The sequence below is a fragment of the Streptomyces sp. NPDC021100 genome, from assembly GCF_044333095.1.
GTDB lineage: Bacteria > Actinomycetota > Actinomycetes > Streptomycetales > Streptomycetaceae > Streptomyces.
In genome coordinates, this window is the sequence record NZ_JBIRQH010000003.1 from 569023 (window position 1) to 582997 (window position 13975).

Consider the following 13975-nt stretch of genomic DNA (forward strand, 5'->3'; position numbering starts at 1 on the left):
GCCGGGCCGCCCGGGGGCCGGGAGAGGGGGCGCCGCGGCGGGCTGTCACGGATTGTCAGTGGTGCCCCCGACAATGGTTCCGTGAGTACGCTGCCTTCCGCCGACGCACCCTTCCAGTCCGCGCGCACCGACCGGCTGCGCGACGCCCTGCTCGCCGCCGCCTTCACGGCCGACGGCCTGCTCGAACTGCTCGGCGCCCCCGCCTACGCCGCGCTCGCGCGCAGCGAGACCGTTCCCGCCCTGCGCGCCACCCGGGGGGACGGTCCGCTGGAGACCCTGGTCCGGCTCTTCCTGCTGCAGCGGTCCGTTCCCGCCGCGCGGGCCGCCGCCGCGCTCCCCCTGGAGGACTGCCTCGCCGACGGCTGGCTGGTCCGCGACGGTGACGCCGTCCGCGCGAGCGTCGACGTGCGGCCCTACGGCGGCCCGGAGGGCCAGGACTGGTGGATCGTCTCCGACCTGGGCTGCGCGGTCGGCGGCGCCGGCGGCATCGCCGGGGGCGGGGCGGGCCCGTCCGGCATCGACCGCTCGGAGCTCGTCCTCGGCGTCGGCGGCGCCTCCACCACGCTCGCCGGCATCACGGTCCGTACGCCGGTCGGCAGCGCCCTGGACCTCGGCACGGGCTCCGGCATCCAGGCGCTGCACGCGGCCCAGCACGCGAGCCGCGTCACCGCGACCGATCTGAACCCGCGCGCCCTGCGGTTCGCCCGGCTCACGCTCGCGCTCTCCGGCGCGCCCGAGGCGGACCTGCGCCAGGGCTCGCTGTTCGAGCCGGTGGCCGGTGAGACGTACGACCTGATCGTCTCGAACCCGCCGTTCGTCATCTCCCCCGGGGCCCGGCTCACCTACCGGGACGGCGGCATGGGCGGCGACGACCTCTGCCGCACGCTGGTGTCCCAGGCGGCGGACCGGCTCAACGACGGCGGTTACTGCCAGCTGCTCGCCAACTGGCAGCACGTCGAGGGGGAGGACTGGCGGGAGCGGCTCTCGTCCTGGGTCCCGGCCGGCTGCGACGCCTGGATCGTCCAGCGGGAGGTCCAGGACGTGGCCCAGTACGCCGAGCTGTGGCTGCGGGACGCGGGGGACCACCGCACCTCCCCCGAGGAGTACGCGGCGCGGTACGACGCGTGGCTCGCGGAGTTCGAGGAGCGGCGGACGAAGGGGGTCGGATTCGGCTGGATCACCCTGCGCAAGTCGGGGGCCGAGCGGCCCTCGGTGATCGCCGAGGAGTGGCCGCACCCGGTGGAGCAGCCGCTGGGCGCGAGCATCCGCGACCACTTCGCACGGCAGGAGTTCCTGCGCACGCACGACGACGCGGCGCTGCTGGAGGCCCGCTTCCGGCTGGCTCCCGAGGTCGTCCAGGAGCAGGTCGGGCTGCCGGGCGCGGAGGATCCGGAGCACGTGGTGCTGCGGCAGAACCGCGGCATGCGCCGCGCCACCAAGGTCGACACCGTGGGAGCCGGGTTCGCCGGGGTCTGTGACGGGACTCTCAGCGCGGGCCGCATCCTCGACGCCATCGCCCAGCTCGTCGGCGAGGATCCGGTCCTGCTGCGCGACCGGACGCCCGAGGCGATCAGGCTGCTGGTGGAGCAGGGGTTCCTGACCCCGGAGGGGTGAGGGGAGCCGTCGGACGCGGGGCCTCGTCCCCGAGCGCTCGGAGCGGCCCCGGAGGCGGGGCCGCCTCCGGGGGCGGCGGCGCTCGCGGGGCGTCAGCCGCGGAGCACGTGGCCGTTCTTGTCGGTGCGGGTGTCGCTGACGAGGAAGATGATTCCGTCGATCAGGGCCCACAGGCCGAACCCGCCACACGTCAGGAGCTGGGCGACGCCCATGCCCACGTGCCCGGTGTAGAAGCGGCCGATGCCGAGAGTGCCCAGGAAGATCTGAAGGATGCCGGCCACGATCTTGGACTTCTCGGAGTACGGCTGCCCGTTGGGGGCGTAGCCGAAGGGGGCCGGCGGGCCCTGGTAGGGCGGGGGAGCGGGGTACGACATTGGATGGACTCCTCAGCGGTCGGGACGATGCCGCCGGCCCGTCAATGGGGGAAGGGCCTGTACGGCGGCGATCAAGCAGACCGGAGGGGCGCACGGAAAGTTGTGCCGGTCCATTAATCGTGATCATTCGGTGACAGAGCGCAGACCGGGCCGGGTGGTGCGGACGTGACGGTCTGTGAGGTGATCCGGCAGACGCTCGGTTGGCCGAAACCGGTCGGTCGGTGAGCTCGCCGGCGGCGTCATCCGGTCAGATCAGATTGCGTACCAGTGCCCAGGCCACCGCGGTTCCCAGGACGGCGGCCGTCCCGCCCCGGCCGAGCCGCGGCCGGTACCGGCGGCTTTTCAGCCCCTCGACGAGCCACCGGCCGCACCAGTACGCGGCCGCGGGGAGACCGAGGAGCAGCAGGAGCGCGTTGTCGTGGAACGCGGCGCCGAAGTCCCCGTGCAGCAGGTCGTACGTCATGCGCGTGCCGCCACAGGCCGGGCAGAGCAGTCCCGTCGCCCAGTGGAACGGGCAGCGGGGGAGCCACTGCCCCGGGCGGTGCGGATCGGTGCCCCACAGGTAGGCGGCCCCGGCCGCCCCGGCCGCGAGAGCCCCGAGCGGTGCCGCGGCCGGGTGGCGGACGGCGCGCACGGCCTTGGCCCGCGCCCCGCGACGGGGCTTATCAGCCACGGAGCGGGCGGCCTGCCGCGTCGGTGTTGTTTCCGACCAGCAGCATGATTCCGTCGATCAGCGCCCAGATGCCCAGACCGCCGCAGGTGAAGAGCTGGCCGAGAGCGATGCCCACGTGTCCGGTGTAGAAGCGGCCGATGCCGAGAGTGCCCAGGAAGAGCTGGAGGATGCCCGCCACGATCTTGGACTTCTCGGAGTAGGGCCGCCCGTAGGGGTCGTAGCCGTAGGGGGCGTTCGGGTCTCCCATGTACATCCCCGGCGCGCCCGGGGCCATCGGCGGCGGGTAGGCGTAGCCGGGCTGCTGAGCGTAAGGGGACGACGCCTGCGGGTAACCTGGCTGCTGCCCCTGCTGGGGCCGGCCGTACGGGTCCTGCGGGTACCCGTACGGGGTCTGGTCGGACATGGGCGGAAAGCTCCTGCCGTGTGAGGTGTGGCGGAAATCAGTCGCACGATCGGATGGCATGACGTGCGGTGGTCATCCTGCCAGCAGGGTCCGACACGGCGCTCAGGGCTTTCGCCGCGGTTCCTCCACGGCTCCTCCGCGACGCGTTCCCGGCTTCTCCGCCGGCTCGTACGGCGCGGGGGCCGGGGCTCGGCGGATGTGGCGTCCGACGCTCCGGGCGGCAGACAGGACGCTTGTCGGGTTACCGTTCGAGTGGCGTTGCGGGCTTTCCCCGTTTGACACGGGGGCGGGATGTACCGTCACACTCCGCAGCGTCACCGCAACTCCCATGCCGATTGCGACCGGAAGAAGAGCGAAGTTGTCCCCGACCAGCGAGACCGCACAGGGCGGCCGCCGACTCGTCATCGTCGAGTCGCCTGCCAAGGCGAAGACGATCAAGGGCTACCTCGGCCCCGGATACGTCGTCGAGGCGAGCGTCGGGCACATCCGTGACCTGCCGAACGGGGCCGCCGAAGTCCCGGCGAAGTACAAGGGCGAGCCGTGGGCCCGCCTGGGCGTGAACGTGGACGCGGACTTCCAGCCCGTCTACGTCGTCAACGCCGACAAGAAGGACCAGGTCAAGAAGCTCAAGGAGCTGCTGGCCGAGTCGGACGAGCTCTTCCTGGCCACCGATGAGGACCGCGAGGGCGAGGCCATCGCCTGGCACCTCCAGGAGGTCCTCAAGCCCAAGGTCCCGGTCCGCCGGATGGTCTTCCACGAGATCACCAAGGACGCGATCCAGGCGGCCGTCGCCCACCCGCGCGAGCTGAACAAGAAGCTGGTCGACGCCCAGGAGACCCGGCGCATCCTCGACCGCCTCTACGGCTACGAGGTCTCGCCGGTCCTGTGGAAGAAGGTCATGCCCCGGCTGTCCGCCGGACGGGTGCAGTCCGTGGCCACCCGGCTCGTCGTGGAGCGGGAGCGCGAGCGGATCGCGTTCCGCTCCGCCGAGTACTGGGACCTCACCGGCACCTTCTCCACCGGTCGCGGCGGTGACGCCGCCGAGCCCGGCACCTTCGCCGCGCGGCTGTCCGCCGTGGACGGCCGGCGGGTCGCCCAGGGCCGTGACTTCGGCTCGACCGGCCGGCTCAAGGACGCCGCCCAGGTGCTGCACCTGGACGAGGCGAACGCCCGCGCGCTGGCCGCCGCCCTCGCCGACGCCTCGTTCGCCGTCCGCTCGGTCGAGTCCAAGCCGTACCGCCGCTCCCCGTACGCCCCCTTCCGCACCACGACCCTCCAGCAGGAGGCGTCGCGCAAGCTGGGCTTCGGTGCGAAGGCGACCATGCAGGTGGCCCAGAAGCTGTACGAGAACGGCTTCATCACCTATATGCGTACGGACTCCACGACGCTGTCCGACACCGCCGTCACCGCGGCCCGGGCGCAGGTCACCCAGCTCTACGGGGCCGACTACCTGCCGGAGAAGCCGCGTACCTACGCGGGGAAGGTCAAGAACGCCCAGGAGGCGCACGAGGCCATCCGTCCTTCGGGTGATCGTTTCCGCACTCCCGCGGAGACCGGCCTGACGGGCGACCAGTTCCGGCTGTACGAGCTCATCTGGAAGCGGACCGTCGCCTCTCAGATGAAGGACGCGGTGGGCAACTCGGTCACCGTGAAGATCGCGGGACGCGCCGCCGACGGCCGGGACGCCGAGTTCAGCGCCTCCGGCAAGACGATCACCTTCCACGGCTTCATGAAGGCGTACGTCGAGGGCGCGGACGACCCGAACGCCGAGCTCGACGACCGCGAGCGCCGGCTGCCGCAGGTCACCGAGGGCGACGCGCTGACCGCCGAGGAGATCACCGCCGACGGCCACGCCACCAAGCCCCCGGCCCGCTACACCGAGGCGTCGCTGGTCAAGGAGCTGGAAGAGCGCGAGATCGGCCGCCCGTCGACCTACGCGTCCATCCTCGGCACCATCCTCGACCGCGGCTACGTCTTCAAGAAGGGCACCGCGCTCGTCCCGTCCTTCCTGAGCTTCGCGGTCGTCAACCTGCTGGAGAAGCACTTCGGCCGGCTCGTCGACTACGACTTCACCGCCGCCATGGAGGAGGACCTCGACCGCATCGCCCGCGGCGAGGCCCAGGCCGTGCCGTGGCTGCGCCGCTTCTACTTCGGCGAGGGCTCGGGAGAGGTCACCGGCCGTGCCGCCGAGGCGGGCAACGGCGATGGCGACCACCTCGGCGGTCTCAAGGAGCTGGTGACCGACCTGGGCGCGATCGACGCCCGGGAGATCTCCTCGTTCCCCGTCGGCGAGGGCATCGTGCTGCGCGTCGGCCGTTACGGTCCCTACGTCGAGCGCGGCGAGAAGGACACCGAGGGCCACCAGCGCGCGGACGTCCCCGAGGATCTGGCGCCGGACGAGCTCACCGTGGAGTACGCGGAGGAGCTGTTCGCCCGGCCCAGCGGCGAGTACGAGCTGGGCACGGACCCGGAGTCGGGCCACCCGATCGTCGCCAAGGACGGCCGTTACGGCCCCTACGTCACCGAGGTGCTGCCCGAGGGCACGCCGAAGACCGGCAAGAACGCGGTCAAGCCGCGGACGGCGTCGCTCTTCAAGTCGATGTCCCTCGACACGGTCACGCTCGACGACGCGCTGAAGCTGATGTCGCTGCCGCGCGTGGTCGGCGCCGACGCCGAGGGCGTGGAGATCACCGCGCAGAACGGCCGCTACGGCCCGTACCTGAAGAAGGGCACCGACTCGCGCTCCCTGGAGACCGAGGACCAGATCTTCAACATCACGTTGGAGGAGGCCCTCGCGATCTACGCGCAGCCCAAGCAGCGCGGGCGGGCCGCGGCCAAGCCGCCGCTGAAGGAGCTGGGCACCGACCCGGTCAGCGAGCGTCCGGTGGTCGTCAAGGACGGCCGCTTCGGCCCGTACGTCACGGACGGCGAGACCAACGCCACGCTGCGCCGCGACGACGACGTGGAGACGATCACGCCGGAGCGCGGCTACGAGCTGCTCGCGGAGAAGCGGGCCAAGGGGCCGGCCAAGAAGACCGCGAAGAAGGCGGTCAAGAAGGCTCCCGCCAAGAAGACCGCCGCGAAGAAGACGACGACCGCCAAGAAGACGGCGGCGAAGAAGACGACGACGGCCAAGGCGGCCACCGCGAAGAAGACCGCGGCCAAGAAGACGGCGGCCAAGACGGCCGCCGCGGCCAAGGCCGAGTAGGCGGGGCGGCGAGAGGCGACCACAGGCGGCGGGCCGGATTCCGGTTCCGCCGCCCGGCCGTTTTCCGGGGCCCGGCGTGCCTCTCCGGCCTCACTGTTCGATCGTGTGTTCGCTCGGGCGGTTGGTATTCAGGCGCTCCGGATAGGCTGGCAGGATGACGCGAGCCGAGCAGCCAACAGTGGTGACCTCTCCCTCAGGGGCACTGGCCGCGGACTCCCGCGAGCGTGCCGTCCGCGCCCTGCTGCGCATCCCCTCGTTGCGGCGGCTGTGGAGCGCCCAGGCCGCGGGGGGCGTCGGTGACGCCCTCGGCCTGCTGGTCCTGCTCCTGCTGGCGCTCCAGGCGGCCGTCACCGCCGGATCGTTCGGCGGCGGGTACCGGGGCGCCGCCTTCGCCGTGGCCGCCGTCCTCGGCGCGCGGCTGCTCGCGACGCTGCTGCTGGGCACGGTCCTGCTCGGCCCCTTCAACGCGCTGCTGGCGCCCTCGGGGCCGCTCGACCGGCGCTGGACGATGATCGGCGCCGACGCCGTCCGGGCCCTGCTGCTGGCCGTCGCCCCGGTGTGGATCGACTTCACCGAGAGCAAGGCGCTGGCGTCCCTGCTGGTCACGGCCTTCCTTCTGGGCGTCGCCGAGCGGGTGTGGACCGTGGCCAAGGACGGCGTGGCGCCCACGCTGCTGCCGCGGCCGCCTCTCGAGGGCGCGGCCGTCCGGCCCGTCCCGGACCACGCCGACGCGCTGCGGCGGCTGACGCTGCGCACGTCGTTCGTCGCCCTGCCGGCCGCCGCGGCGGCCCTCGTCGCCATCACGCTCGTGAGCAATCTGCTGGGGTCCGGCATCGACTGGTTCCACCAGCACCAGCCGGCGCTCGGTTCGTACCTCGCGGCGGCCTTGTTCAACGCCTCCGGTGTGATCGTCTACTTCCTGGCCCTTCCCGGCGCGCGGGAGGTGACCGCGCGCTCCCCGCTGGAGGGTCTGCGCCGGCCGAAGCGCGACCAGGCGCCCGACAAGGGCCGGACGGGCGGCATCCCCGTCTTCGTCCTGTCCTGCGCGGCCGTCGCCGGGGCGGTCGCCGCGGCGTTCGGCGTCGCCGTCCTCCAGGCGTACGACCTGGGCGGCGGCCCCGTGGCCTTCGGGCTGCTGGCCCTGGCCCTCACCGGCGGACCCGTCCTCGGCATCCGGAGCGCGGGCCGCGTCCTGCCCGGGTTCTCCCGCCGCCGGCTGCTGGCCCTCTCGCTCGCCGTCACCGGCGTCGCGCTGCTGGCGGCCGGGCTGGTGCCCGACGCCACGACCGTGCTGCTGCTGATCCTGGTCGCGGGCGTCTCCGCGGGCGTCGTCGCGAACACCGGGCACGCCCTCCTCGACCAGGAGGCCGAGGAGGAGCGCCGTCCGCGCGTCACGGAGCACCTGCACGCGGTCATCCGCGTCACCGTGGCGCTGTCCGCGGTCGTCGCCCCCGTCCTCGCGGCGCTCATCGGCCCGCACCGGGCCGAGGACGGCAACTTCGTCTTCGACCACGGCGGCGCGGCCTTCACGCTGATGCTGATCGGCGCGCTGCTGCTGCCGGTGGGCGCGCTCGTCCTGGGCAAGACCGACGACCGGCACGGGGTGCCGTTCCACCGTGACCTGCTGGACGCCGTCCGCGACGGTGACCCGGCCGAGGCGACCGCCGCCAACGGCTTCTTCCTGGTGTTCGACGGCGGCGACGGCGCCGGCAAGTCCACCCAGGTGCAGGCCATCGCCGAGTGGATCCGCTCCAAGGGCCACGAGGTCGTCGTCACCCGCGAACCCGGCGCCACCGCCATCGGCAAGCGGCTGCGCGCGATCCTGCTGGACGTCGCGTCGGCCGGGCTGTCGGACCGCGCGGAGGCACTGCTGTACGCCGCCGACCGCGCGGAGCACATCAACGCCGTCGTCCGGCCCGCCCTGGAGCGCGGCGCGGTCGTCATCTCGGACCGCTACATCGACTCGTCCGTCGCCTACCAGGGCGCCGGCCGGGACCTGTCCCCGACCGAGATCGCCCGCATCAACCGCTGGGCGACGGAGGGGCTCGTTCCGCACCTGACGGTGCTGCTGGACGTCTCGCCGGAGACCGCGCGGGAACGCTTCACCGAGGCGCCCGACCGGCTGGAGTCGGAGCCCGCCGAGTTCCACGAGCGGGTGCGGAAGGGCTTCCTCGCCCTGGCCGCCGCCGACCCGGCCCGCTACCTCGTCGTCGACGCCGGGCAGGAGCCCGAGGCCGTCACCACCGTCGTGCGCCACCGCCTCGACGAGGTGCTGCCGCTGTCCGCCCAGGAGATCGAGGCCCGCGAGGAGGCCCGCAGGGCCGCCGAGGCCGAGGCCCGCCGCAAGGCGGAGGAGGAGGCGGCGCGCAAGGCCGAGGAGGAGCGGCTGGAGCGCGAGCGCCAGGAGCAGATCGCCAAGCTGCGCGCGGAGGAAGAGGAGCGCAAGCGCCGGGAGGCCGAGGAGGCCCGGCGCCTGGAGGCCGAACGGCAGGCGGAGGAGGCGCGGAAGCGCGCCGAGGAGGCGCGCCGGCTCGCGGACGAGGAGCGCAGGCGCCGTGAGGCGGAGGAGCGCGCCCGGGCCGCCGAGCAGGAGCGGCTGCGCAAGCAGGCCGAGGAGGAGGCGCGGTTGCGCGCCGAGGCCGAGGAGCGGCGGCGCGAGAAGCAGCGCAAGGCCGAGGAGGCGCTGCTGCGCGCGGAGGAGGCGCGGACGGCGGCGGACGGTGTGGCCGCAAAGGGTGCGGCTCCTGACGGTGGGGCTCCTGACGGTGTGGCGGGCTCCGATGCCGGGGCGCGGGCCGACGCCACCGGGGCCGACGAGGTGCCCACGGTCGAGCGGTCGGCGCTGCGGGAGAGCGGGGCCGGTGCGGCCGGGAAGGCCGCCGACCTCACCAAGCGGGCGAAGGCGTCCGACGCCGGGTCCGCCGTGCCCCGGCCGGGGGCGCGGGCTGCCGACGCCGAGCGGACCGAGCAGCTCCGGGTCCCGCCCGTGCACCGCCCGGACCCGCGCGAGACGCTGCTCATGCGGGACGCCGACGAGACGGTGACCGTCCAGACGCCGCTGGTGCACCGCAAGAATCCGCACGAGGCCGACAGGGCCGCGGGCGGGGCGGCCGTCTCCGGCGAGGCCGGTGCGGAGGACGAGACCGCGTACCTGCCGCCGGTGCGTTCGGATGAGCCGGGGTCGGCCGGGGGTCGTGGTGGCGAGGATGAGACGACGGTGTTGCCGCCGGTGCGCTCGGGCGAGTCCGCGTCGGCCGGGAAGGCCGGTGCGCCGGAAGCGGCCGAGGGGCGTGGTGCGGAGGACGAGACGGCCGTGCTGCCGACCACCGGCCCGGTCCGGTCCGGGAAGGCGCCCGTAGGCGCGGAGGACGAGACCGCGTACCTGCCGCCGGTGCGTTCGGATGAGCCGGGGTCGGCCGGGGGACGTGGTGCCGAGGACGAGACGACGGTACTGCCGCCGGTGCCCACGCTTCCGCCGCCGGTGCAGCGGGTCACCTGGGGGCTGCGCTCCGGCAAGGACGGCGCGGAAGGCGCTGGCGGCACGGAAGGCGCCGGCGGTGCCAAGGCCGCGGGGCCGGCGGACGCCGGGCGGGCCGAGGACCCGGTGGAGAGGGTTCCGGACTGGCTGTTCCGCCCGGAGGAGTCCGCCGGTGCCGGCCGGCCGGGCGGCGCCGAGGGGGAGCGCGCTCCGGCGGACGACGCGGACAGCATGCGCACGCGCGAGATGCCGCGCCCCGGCGCCGGAGCGGACGCCGCGGACGCGGCGGACCGGGCGCGCAAGGCCCGGCGGCGCCCGGAGTGGGCCGAGGGCGGCCGGGAGGGCGACGACGCCGAGGCGCCGACGCTCGCCGACGACCTCTTCGGTCGGCAGGACCGTCGCACCGGCGACGGCCCGGACGGCGGCGCTTCCGGCGCCGCCGGCCGGCGCGGAGGCCGCTGAGCGGCCGAGGGCGCCCGCCGGAGCGGGCGCGGCACTGCGGCGGGGCCCTTGCCCGGGCCCCGTTGTCAGTGGTCTGCCCCACAATGGGTGACCGGGGAGACCGCAGGACCAACGGGCGCGGAGGACAGTCATGGCGGTATGGGACGACCTGGTCGGGCAGGACCGGGTCACGGAGCAGCTCTCCGCTGCCGCCCGTGACGCGGACGCGCTGGTCACGGCCGTGGAGGCGGATCGCGCCGGACAGGGCGGCGAGGCGCCCGCCGACGTGTCCGGCTCCCGGATGACGCACGCGTGGCTGTTCACCGGCCCGCCCGGCTCCGGCCGGGCCACCGCGGCCCGCGCCTTCGCGGCGGCCCTGCAATGCGTGAGCCCGGACCGGGCGCTCCCCGGCGGGGCCCCCGGCTGCGGGTTCTGCGACGGCTGCCACACGACGCTCGTGGGCACGCACGCCGACGTCGAGATCGTCCGCACCGACCTGCTGTCGATCGGCGTCAAGGAGACCCGCGAGCTCGTCCGGCGCGCCCAGCTCTCACCGGCCGGCGGCCGGTGGCAGGTGATCGTGCTGGAGGACGCCGACCGCCTCACCGAGGGCGCCGGGAACGTGCTGCTCAAGGCCGTGGAGGAGCCCGCTCCGCGGACGGTGTGGCTGCTGTGCGCCCCCTCGCTGGAAGACGTCCTGCCGACGATCCGCTCGCGTTGCCGGTCCCTGACGCTGCGCACGCCGTCCACCGCCGCCGTCGCGGACGTCCTCGTCCGCAGGGACGGCATCGAGCCGGAGCTCGCCGCCCGGGTCGCCCGCGCCACCCAGGGCCATATCGGCCGCGCCCGCCGCCTGGCGACGGACGAGCGCGCCCGGACGCGCCGCGCCGCCGTGCTCAAGCTGCCGCTCCGGGTGGACGACGTGGGCGGCTGTCTGAAGGCGGCCCAGGAGCTGATCGACGCGGCGGCCGAGGACGCCAAGCAGGTCGCCGAGGAGGTCGACACCAAGGAGACCGAGGAGCTGCGCGCCGCGCTCGGTGCCGCGGCCGGCACCGGCGGCCGCCTCCCGCGCGGCACGGCCGGCGCCATGAAGGAGCTCCAGGACCGGCAGAAGCGCCGGTCCACTCGCACCCAGCGCGACAGCCTGGACCTGGCCCTGACCGAGCTCACCGGTTTCTACCGCGACGTCCTGGCCCTCCAGCTCGGCTCCCGCGTCGAACTCGCCAACGCCGACGACCGCGACACCGTTCAGCGGATCGCCTCCGCCTCGCGTCCCGAGCACACCCTGCGCCGCATAGAAGCCATCGGAGCCTGCCGCCAGGCCCTCGACCGCAATGTGGCGCCCCTGCTCGCCGTGGAGGCCATGACGATGGCCCTGCGGGCGGGCTGAGGGGGACGGCCGGGAGGAGCGAGGGGCCCGTCGGGGTCCACCGGCCCGCCGTGGCTCACCGGCCGCCGTGGTTCACCAGCCCGGCGGGAGGAACCCGGCCTGCAGGCCGACCGAGACGACGCAGTCGCCGATGCGGCGGATCAGTTCGGCGTCCGCCTCGCCGTCCCGCTCCGCCGTGGTGCCGTCCGGCTTCTCCGGCAGCCGCGGCCCGACCGGTGTCCGCGCCGCCCGGGCCGCCCGCTCGCCCTCCGTCGGAGTGCGTGCGGCGAGGTCGCCGACCAGCCGTGCCATCGTGGTCCCCCTTTCCGCCGCCAGGACTGCCAAGCGGTCCCGGACCGTCTCCTCTACTTCGATCGACACGTATGCCATGTCCCGGCAGCCGCTCCTTCCGGCTCAAGGGCGCGAAGCGGCGGTTCCCGTCACCGCCGCATCCCCGCGGGGTCGTGGATTCCATGGGCGCGCAGCGTCTCGTCCCACAGCCCGCTCACCGATTCGCGCAGCGAGCGGACGGCGGTCCAGCCGAGGAGCCGGCGGGCGGGCTCGGGGTCGATCCGGACCCAGTCGTCGCCCGCGGTGCCCGTCGTGGCGGCGGGAAGCTCCCGGACCTCGGCGGGCACGCCGCTGACCTCCACGAGGAGGTCGACCAGCCACCGCACCGCCACGGCCTCACCGCGTCCGATCGGGACGACCAGCCCCGGTATGCGGGCGCGGGTGGCGGCCAGCACGGCTTCCGACACGTCGCGCACGTCGACGTAGTCGCGGTGGGCGCGCAGCTGGGACAGCTCCACGACCGCCGGGAGGGTGTCCCGGGCGACGGCCTCGGCGAGCCGCCCGGCCACCCGGCCCAGCAGGCTGACCGCCGGGGTGCCCGGGCCCGCAACATTGCCGATCCGCAGCACGCCCGCCTCGACGACGCCCTCCGCCGCGGCCTCCAGCACGGCACGGCTCGCCGCGAGCTTGGCCTTGCCGTAGGTGGTCGTCGGCCGGGCCGGCGAGGCGATCCGGGTCGTCTCGCCGGGCGGGGTCGGGCCGTACTCCAGTACGGAGCCGAGGTGGACGACGTAGGGGCGGCACGCGGTACGCCGCAGCGCGTCCATCAGGCGTCTGGCCGGCACCGCGCAGTTGGCCTCCAGGTCCCGTTCGGCGATCCCCCAGTTGCTGCCGATGGCGTTGACCAGCGTGTGCGGGCGGAACGAGTCGATCAGGCCGGCCAGTTCGCCGGGCGAGGCCGTGGTGACGTCCAGGGTGAGGATCCGGCACGGCAGGGGGGAGTCCGGTGCGCGCCGGGCGACCGCGGCCACCTCGGCCCCGGTCGCGACGAGGTCCGCGCAGAGCCGGCGGCCCACGAACCCGGTACCACCGGCGACGAGAACACGCTCGCGCTCATCGGCCATCTGCTCCTCCTGACCAGCCGTTGCCGAGCAGCCGTGCCCGGTCCTGCACCTGACGTACCAAACGGGCCCGCGCGACGACCTCGGCGCCGTGCGCCGCCGCCCCACCGCCGGCGATGGCCCGGACGAAGCGCGCCAGGGTGCCGGCGAACTGGTCGTCGGCCGGCAGGAGGCGCTCCCGCACCTCGTCGGCGCGTTCCAGCCGGACCGTGGGGCGGAAGTCGGGCGGCGGGGTGAAGGCGCGGTCGACGACGATCCGGCCCTCGCTCCCCCACAGCGTGTACGCGCAGCGGTAGACGTGCTCGAAGCCGAAGGACACGTGGGCCGTGCGGCCGTCCGGCGCGCTCAGCAGCGCGTCGCCGGCCACGTCCACGTCTGCTGCGGTGCCCTTCCGCAGCGTCGCCCCGACGACGTCGAGTTCGGGCCCGAGGAACATGCTCGCCGCCGTGAGCGGATACACGCCCGCGTCCAGCAGGCTGCCGCCGGCCAGGTCCGCCCGGTAGCGGACGTTGCCGGGGTGCAGCGGCGGGAAGCCGAACTCGGCGCTGATGGAGCGCAGTTCGCCGATGTCGCCCTTCTCCAGCATCCCGCGCACGGCTTCGTGCATCGAGTGCTGGGGGAAGGTCATGTTCTCCATCAGCGTCAGGCCGAGGGAGTGCGCGAGGCCGACCGCCGCCACGGTGTCCGGGTGCCGGGCGGTCAGCGGTTTCTCCGCGAGCACGTGCTTTCCCGCCCGCAGCGCCCGCTCGATCCAGTGGTGGTGCAGCCCGGTGGGCAGCGAGACGTAGACCGCCTCGACGTCCGGGCTCTCCAGCAGCGCCTCGTAGCCGGCGACGGCCTCACCGCCGAACCGCGCGGCGACCGCGCGGGCGGTGTCCTCGCACCGGGAGGCGACGGCGGCCACCGTCACCTCCGGCACCTTGAGTACGGCCGGGAGGGTGCGGCGCCGGGCGATGTCGGAGCAGCCGAGAATGCCCAGCCGCACGGGACGCTCGTTCTTCAT

The 13975-nt window shown here is 74.4% G+C and carries 10 protein-coding genes; 4 read left to right on the top strand and 6 right to left on the bottom strand.

Annotation, left to right across the window (positions count from 1 at the left end; all coding sequences use genetic code 11):
* Positions 1-81: 81 nt before the first annotated feature.
* Positions 82-1614, top strand: coding sequence for a methyltransferase (locus ACH4PU_RS09250; RefSeq protein WP_398268323.1), 1533 nt, complete (start codon positions 82-84; stop codon positions 1612-1614).
* A 92-nt stretch (positions 1615-1706) separates the two neighbouring features.
* Here ACH4PU_RS09250 and ACH4PU_RS09255 read toward each other — a convergent pair whose 3' ends face one another.
* From ACH4PU_RS09255 to ACH4PU_RS09265, 3 genes are all read right to left on the bottom strand, one after another.
* Positions 1707-1988, bottom strand: coding sequence for a TM2 domain-containing protein (locus tag ACH4PU_RS09255; RefSeq protein WP_398268326.1), 282 nt, complete (start codon positions 1986-1988; stop codon positions 1707-1709).
* A gap of 247 nt (positions 1989-2235) precedes the next feature.
* Positions 2236-2661: a DUF2752 domain-containing protein gene (locus ACH4PU_RS09260; RefSeq protein WP_398268329.1), complete on the bottom strand. Its 426-nt coding sequence runs from the start codon at positions 2659-2661 to the stop codon at positions 2236-2238.
* Entirely contained in the window at positions 2654-3064 is a 411-nt protein-coding gene (locus ACH4PU_RS09265) for a TM2 domain-containing protein (RefSeq protein ID WP_398268332.1), read from the bottom strand. Before ACH4PU_RS09265 ends, ACH4PU_RS09260 begins: the two co-directional genes overlap by 8 nt.
* Before the next feature lie 358 nt (positions 3065-3422).
* On the opposite strand from ACH4PU_RS09265, the gene topA reads away from it, so the two are divergent.
* From topA to ACH4PU_RS09280, 3 genes are all read left to right on the top strand, one after another.
* The gene (topA, locus tag ACH4PU_RS09270) at positions 3423-6272 is read left to right on the top strand and encodes a type I DNA topoisomerase (protein WP_398268335.1); all 2850 of its coding nucleotides are present in this window, start codon (positions 3423-3425) and stop codon (positions 6270-6272) included.
* Between the two features lie 154 nt (positions 6273-6426).
* Positions 6427-10212 (top strand): dTMP kinase, encoded by a 3786-nt coding sequence (gene tmk / locus ACH4PU_RS09275; protein ID WP_398268338.1) that lies wholly within the window; start codon positions 6427-6429, stop codon positions 10210-10212.
* Between the two features lie 130 nt (positions 10213-10342).
* Positions 10343-11581 carry a DNA polymerase III subunit delta' gene (locus ACH4PU_RS09280; RefSeq protein ID WP_398268341.1) on the top strand — a complete coding sequence of 413 codons (1239 nt, stop codon included), beginning with the start codon at positions 10343-10345 and terminating at the stop codon, positions 11579-11581.
* Positions 11582-11653: 72 nt separating this feature from the next.
* Here the strand turns inward: ACH4PU_RS09280 and ACH4PU_RS09285 are convergent, their stop codons facing one another.
* The 3 genes from ACH4PU_RS09285 to ACH4PU_RS09295 are packed head-to-tail and all read right to left on the bottom strand — an operon-like array spanning position 11654 to position 13975.
* The gene (locus ACH4PU_RS09285; RefSeq protein WP_398268344.1) at positions 11654-11950 is read right to left on the bottom strand and encodes a hypothetical protein; all 297 of its coding nucleotides are present in this window, start codon (positions 11948-11950) and stop codon (positions 11654-11656) included.
* 50 nt (positions 11951-12000) lie between these two features.
* Positions 12001-12975, bottom strand: a complete 975-nt coding sequence (locus ACH4PU_RS09290; RefSeq protein WP_398268347.1) for an NAD-dependent epimerase/dehydratase family protein — start codon at positions 12973-12975, stop codon at positions 12001-12003.
* A complete protein-coding gene (locus tag ACH4PU_RS09295; RefSeq protein WP_398268350.1) occupies positions 12965-13975 on the bottom strand; it encodes a Gfo/Idh/MocA family protein in 1011 nt (336 codons plus the stop codon). Before ACH4PU_RS09295 ends, ACH4PU_RS09290 begins: the two co-directional genes overlap by 11 nt.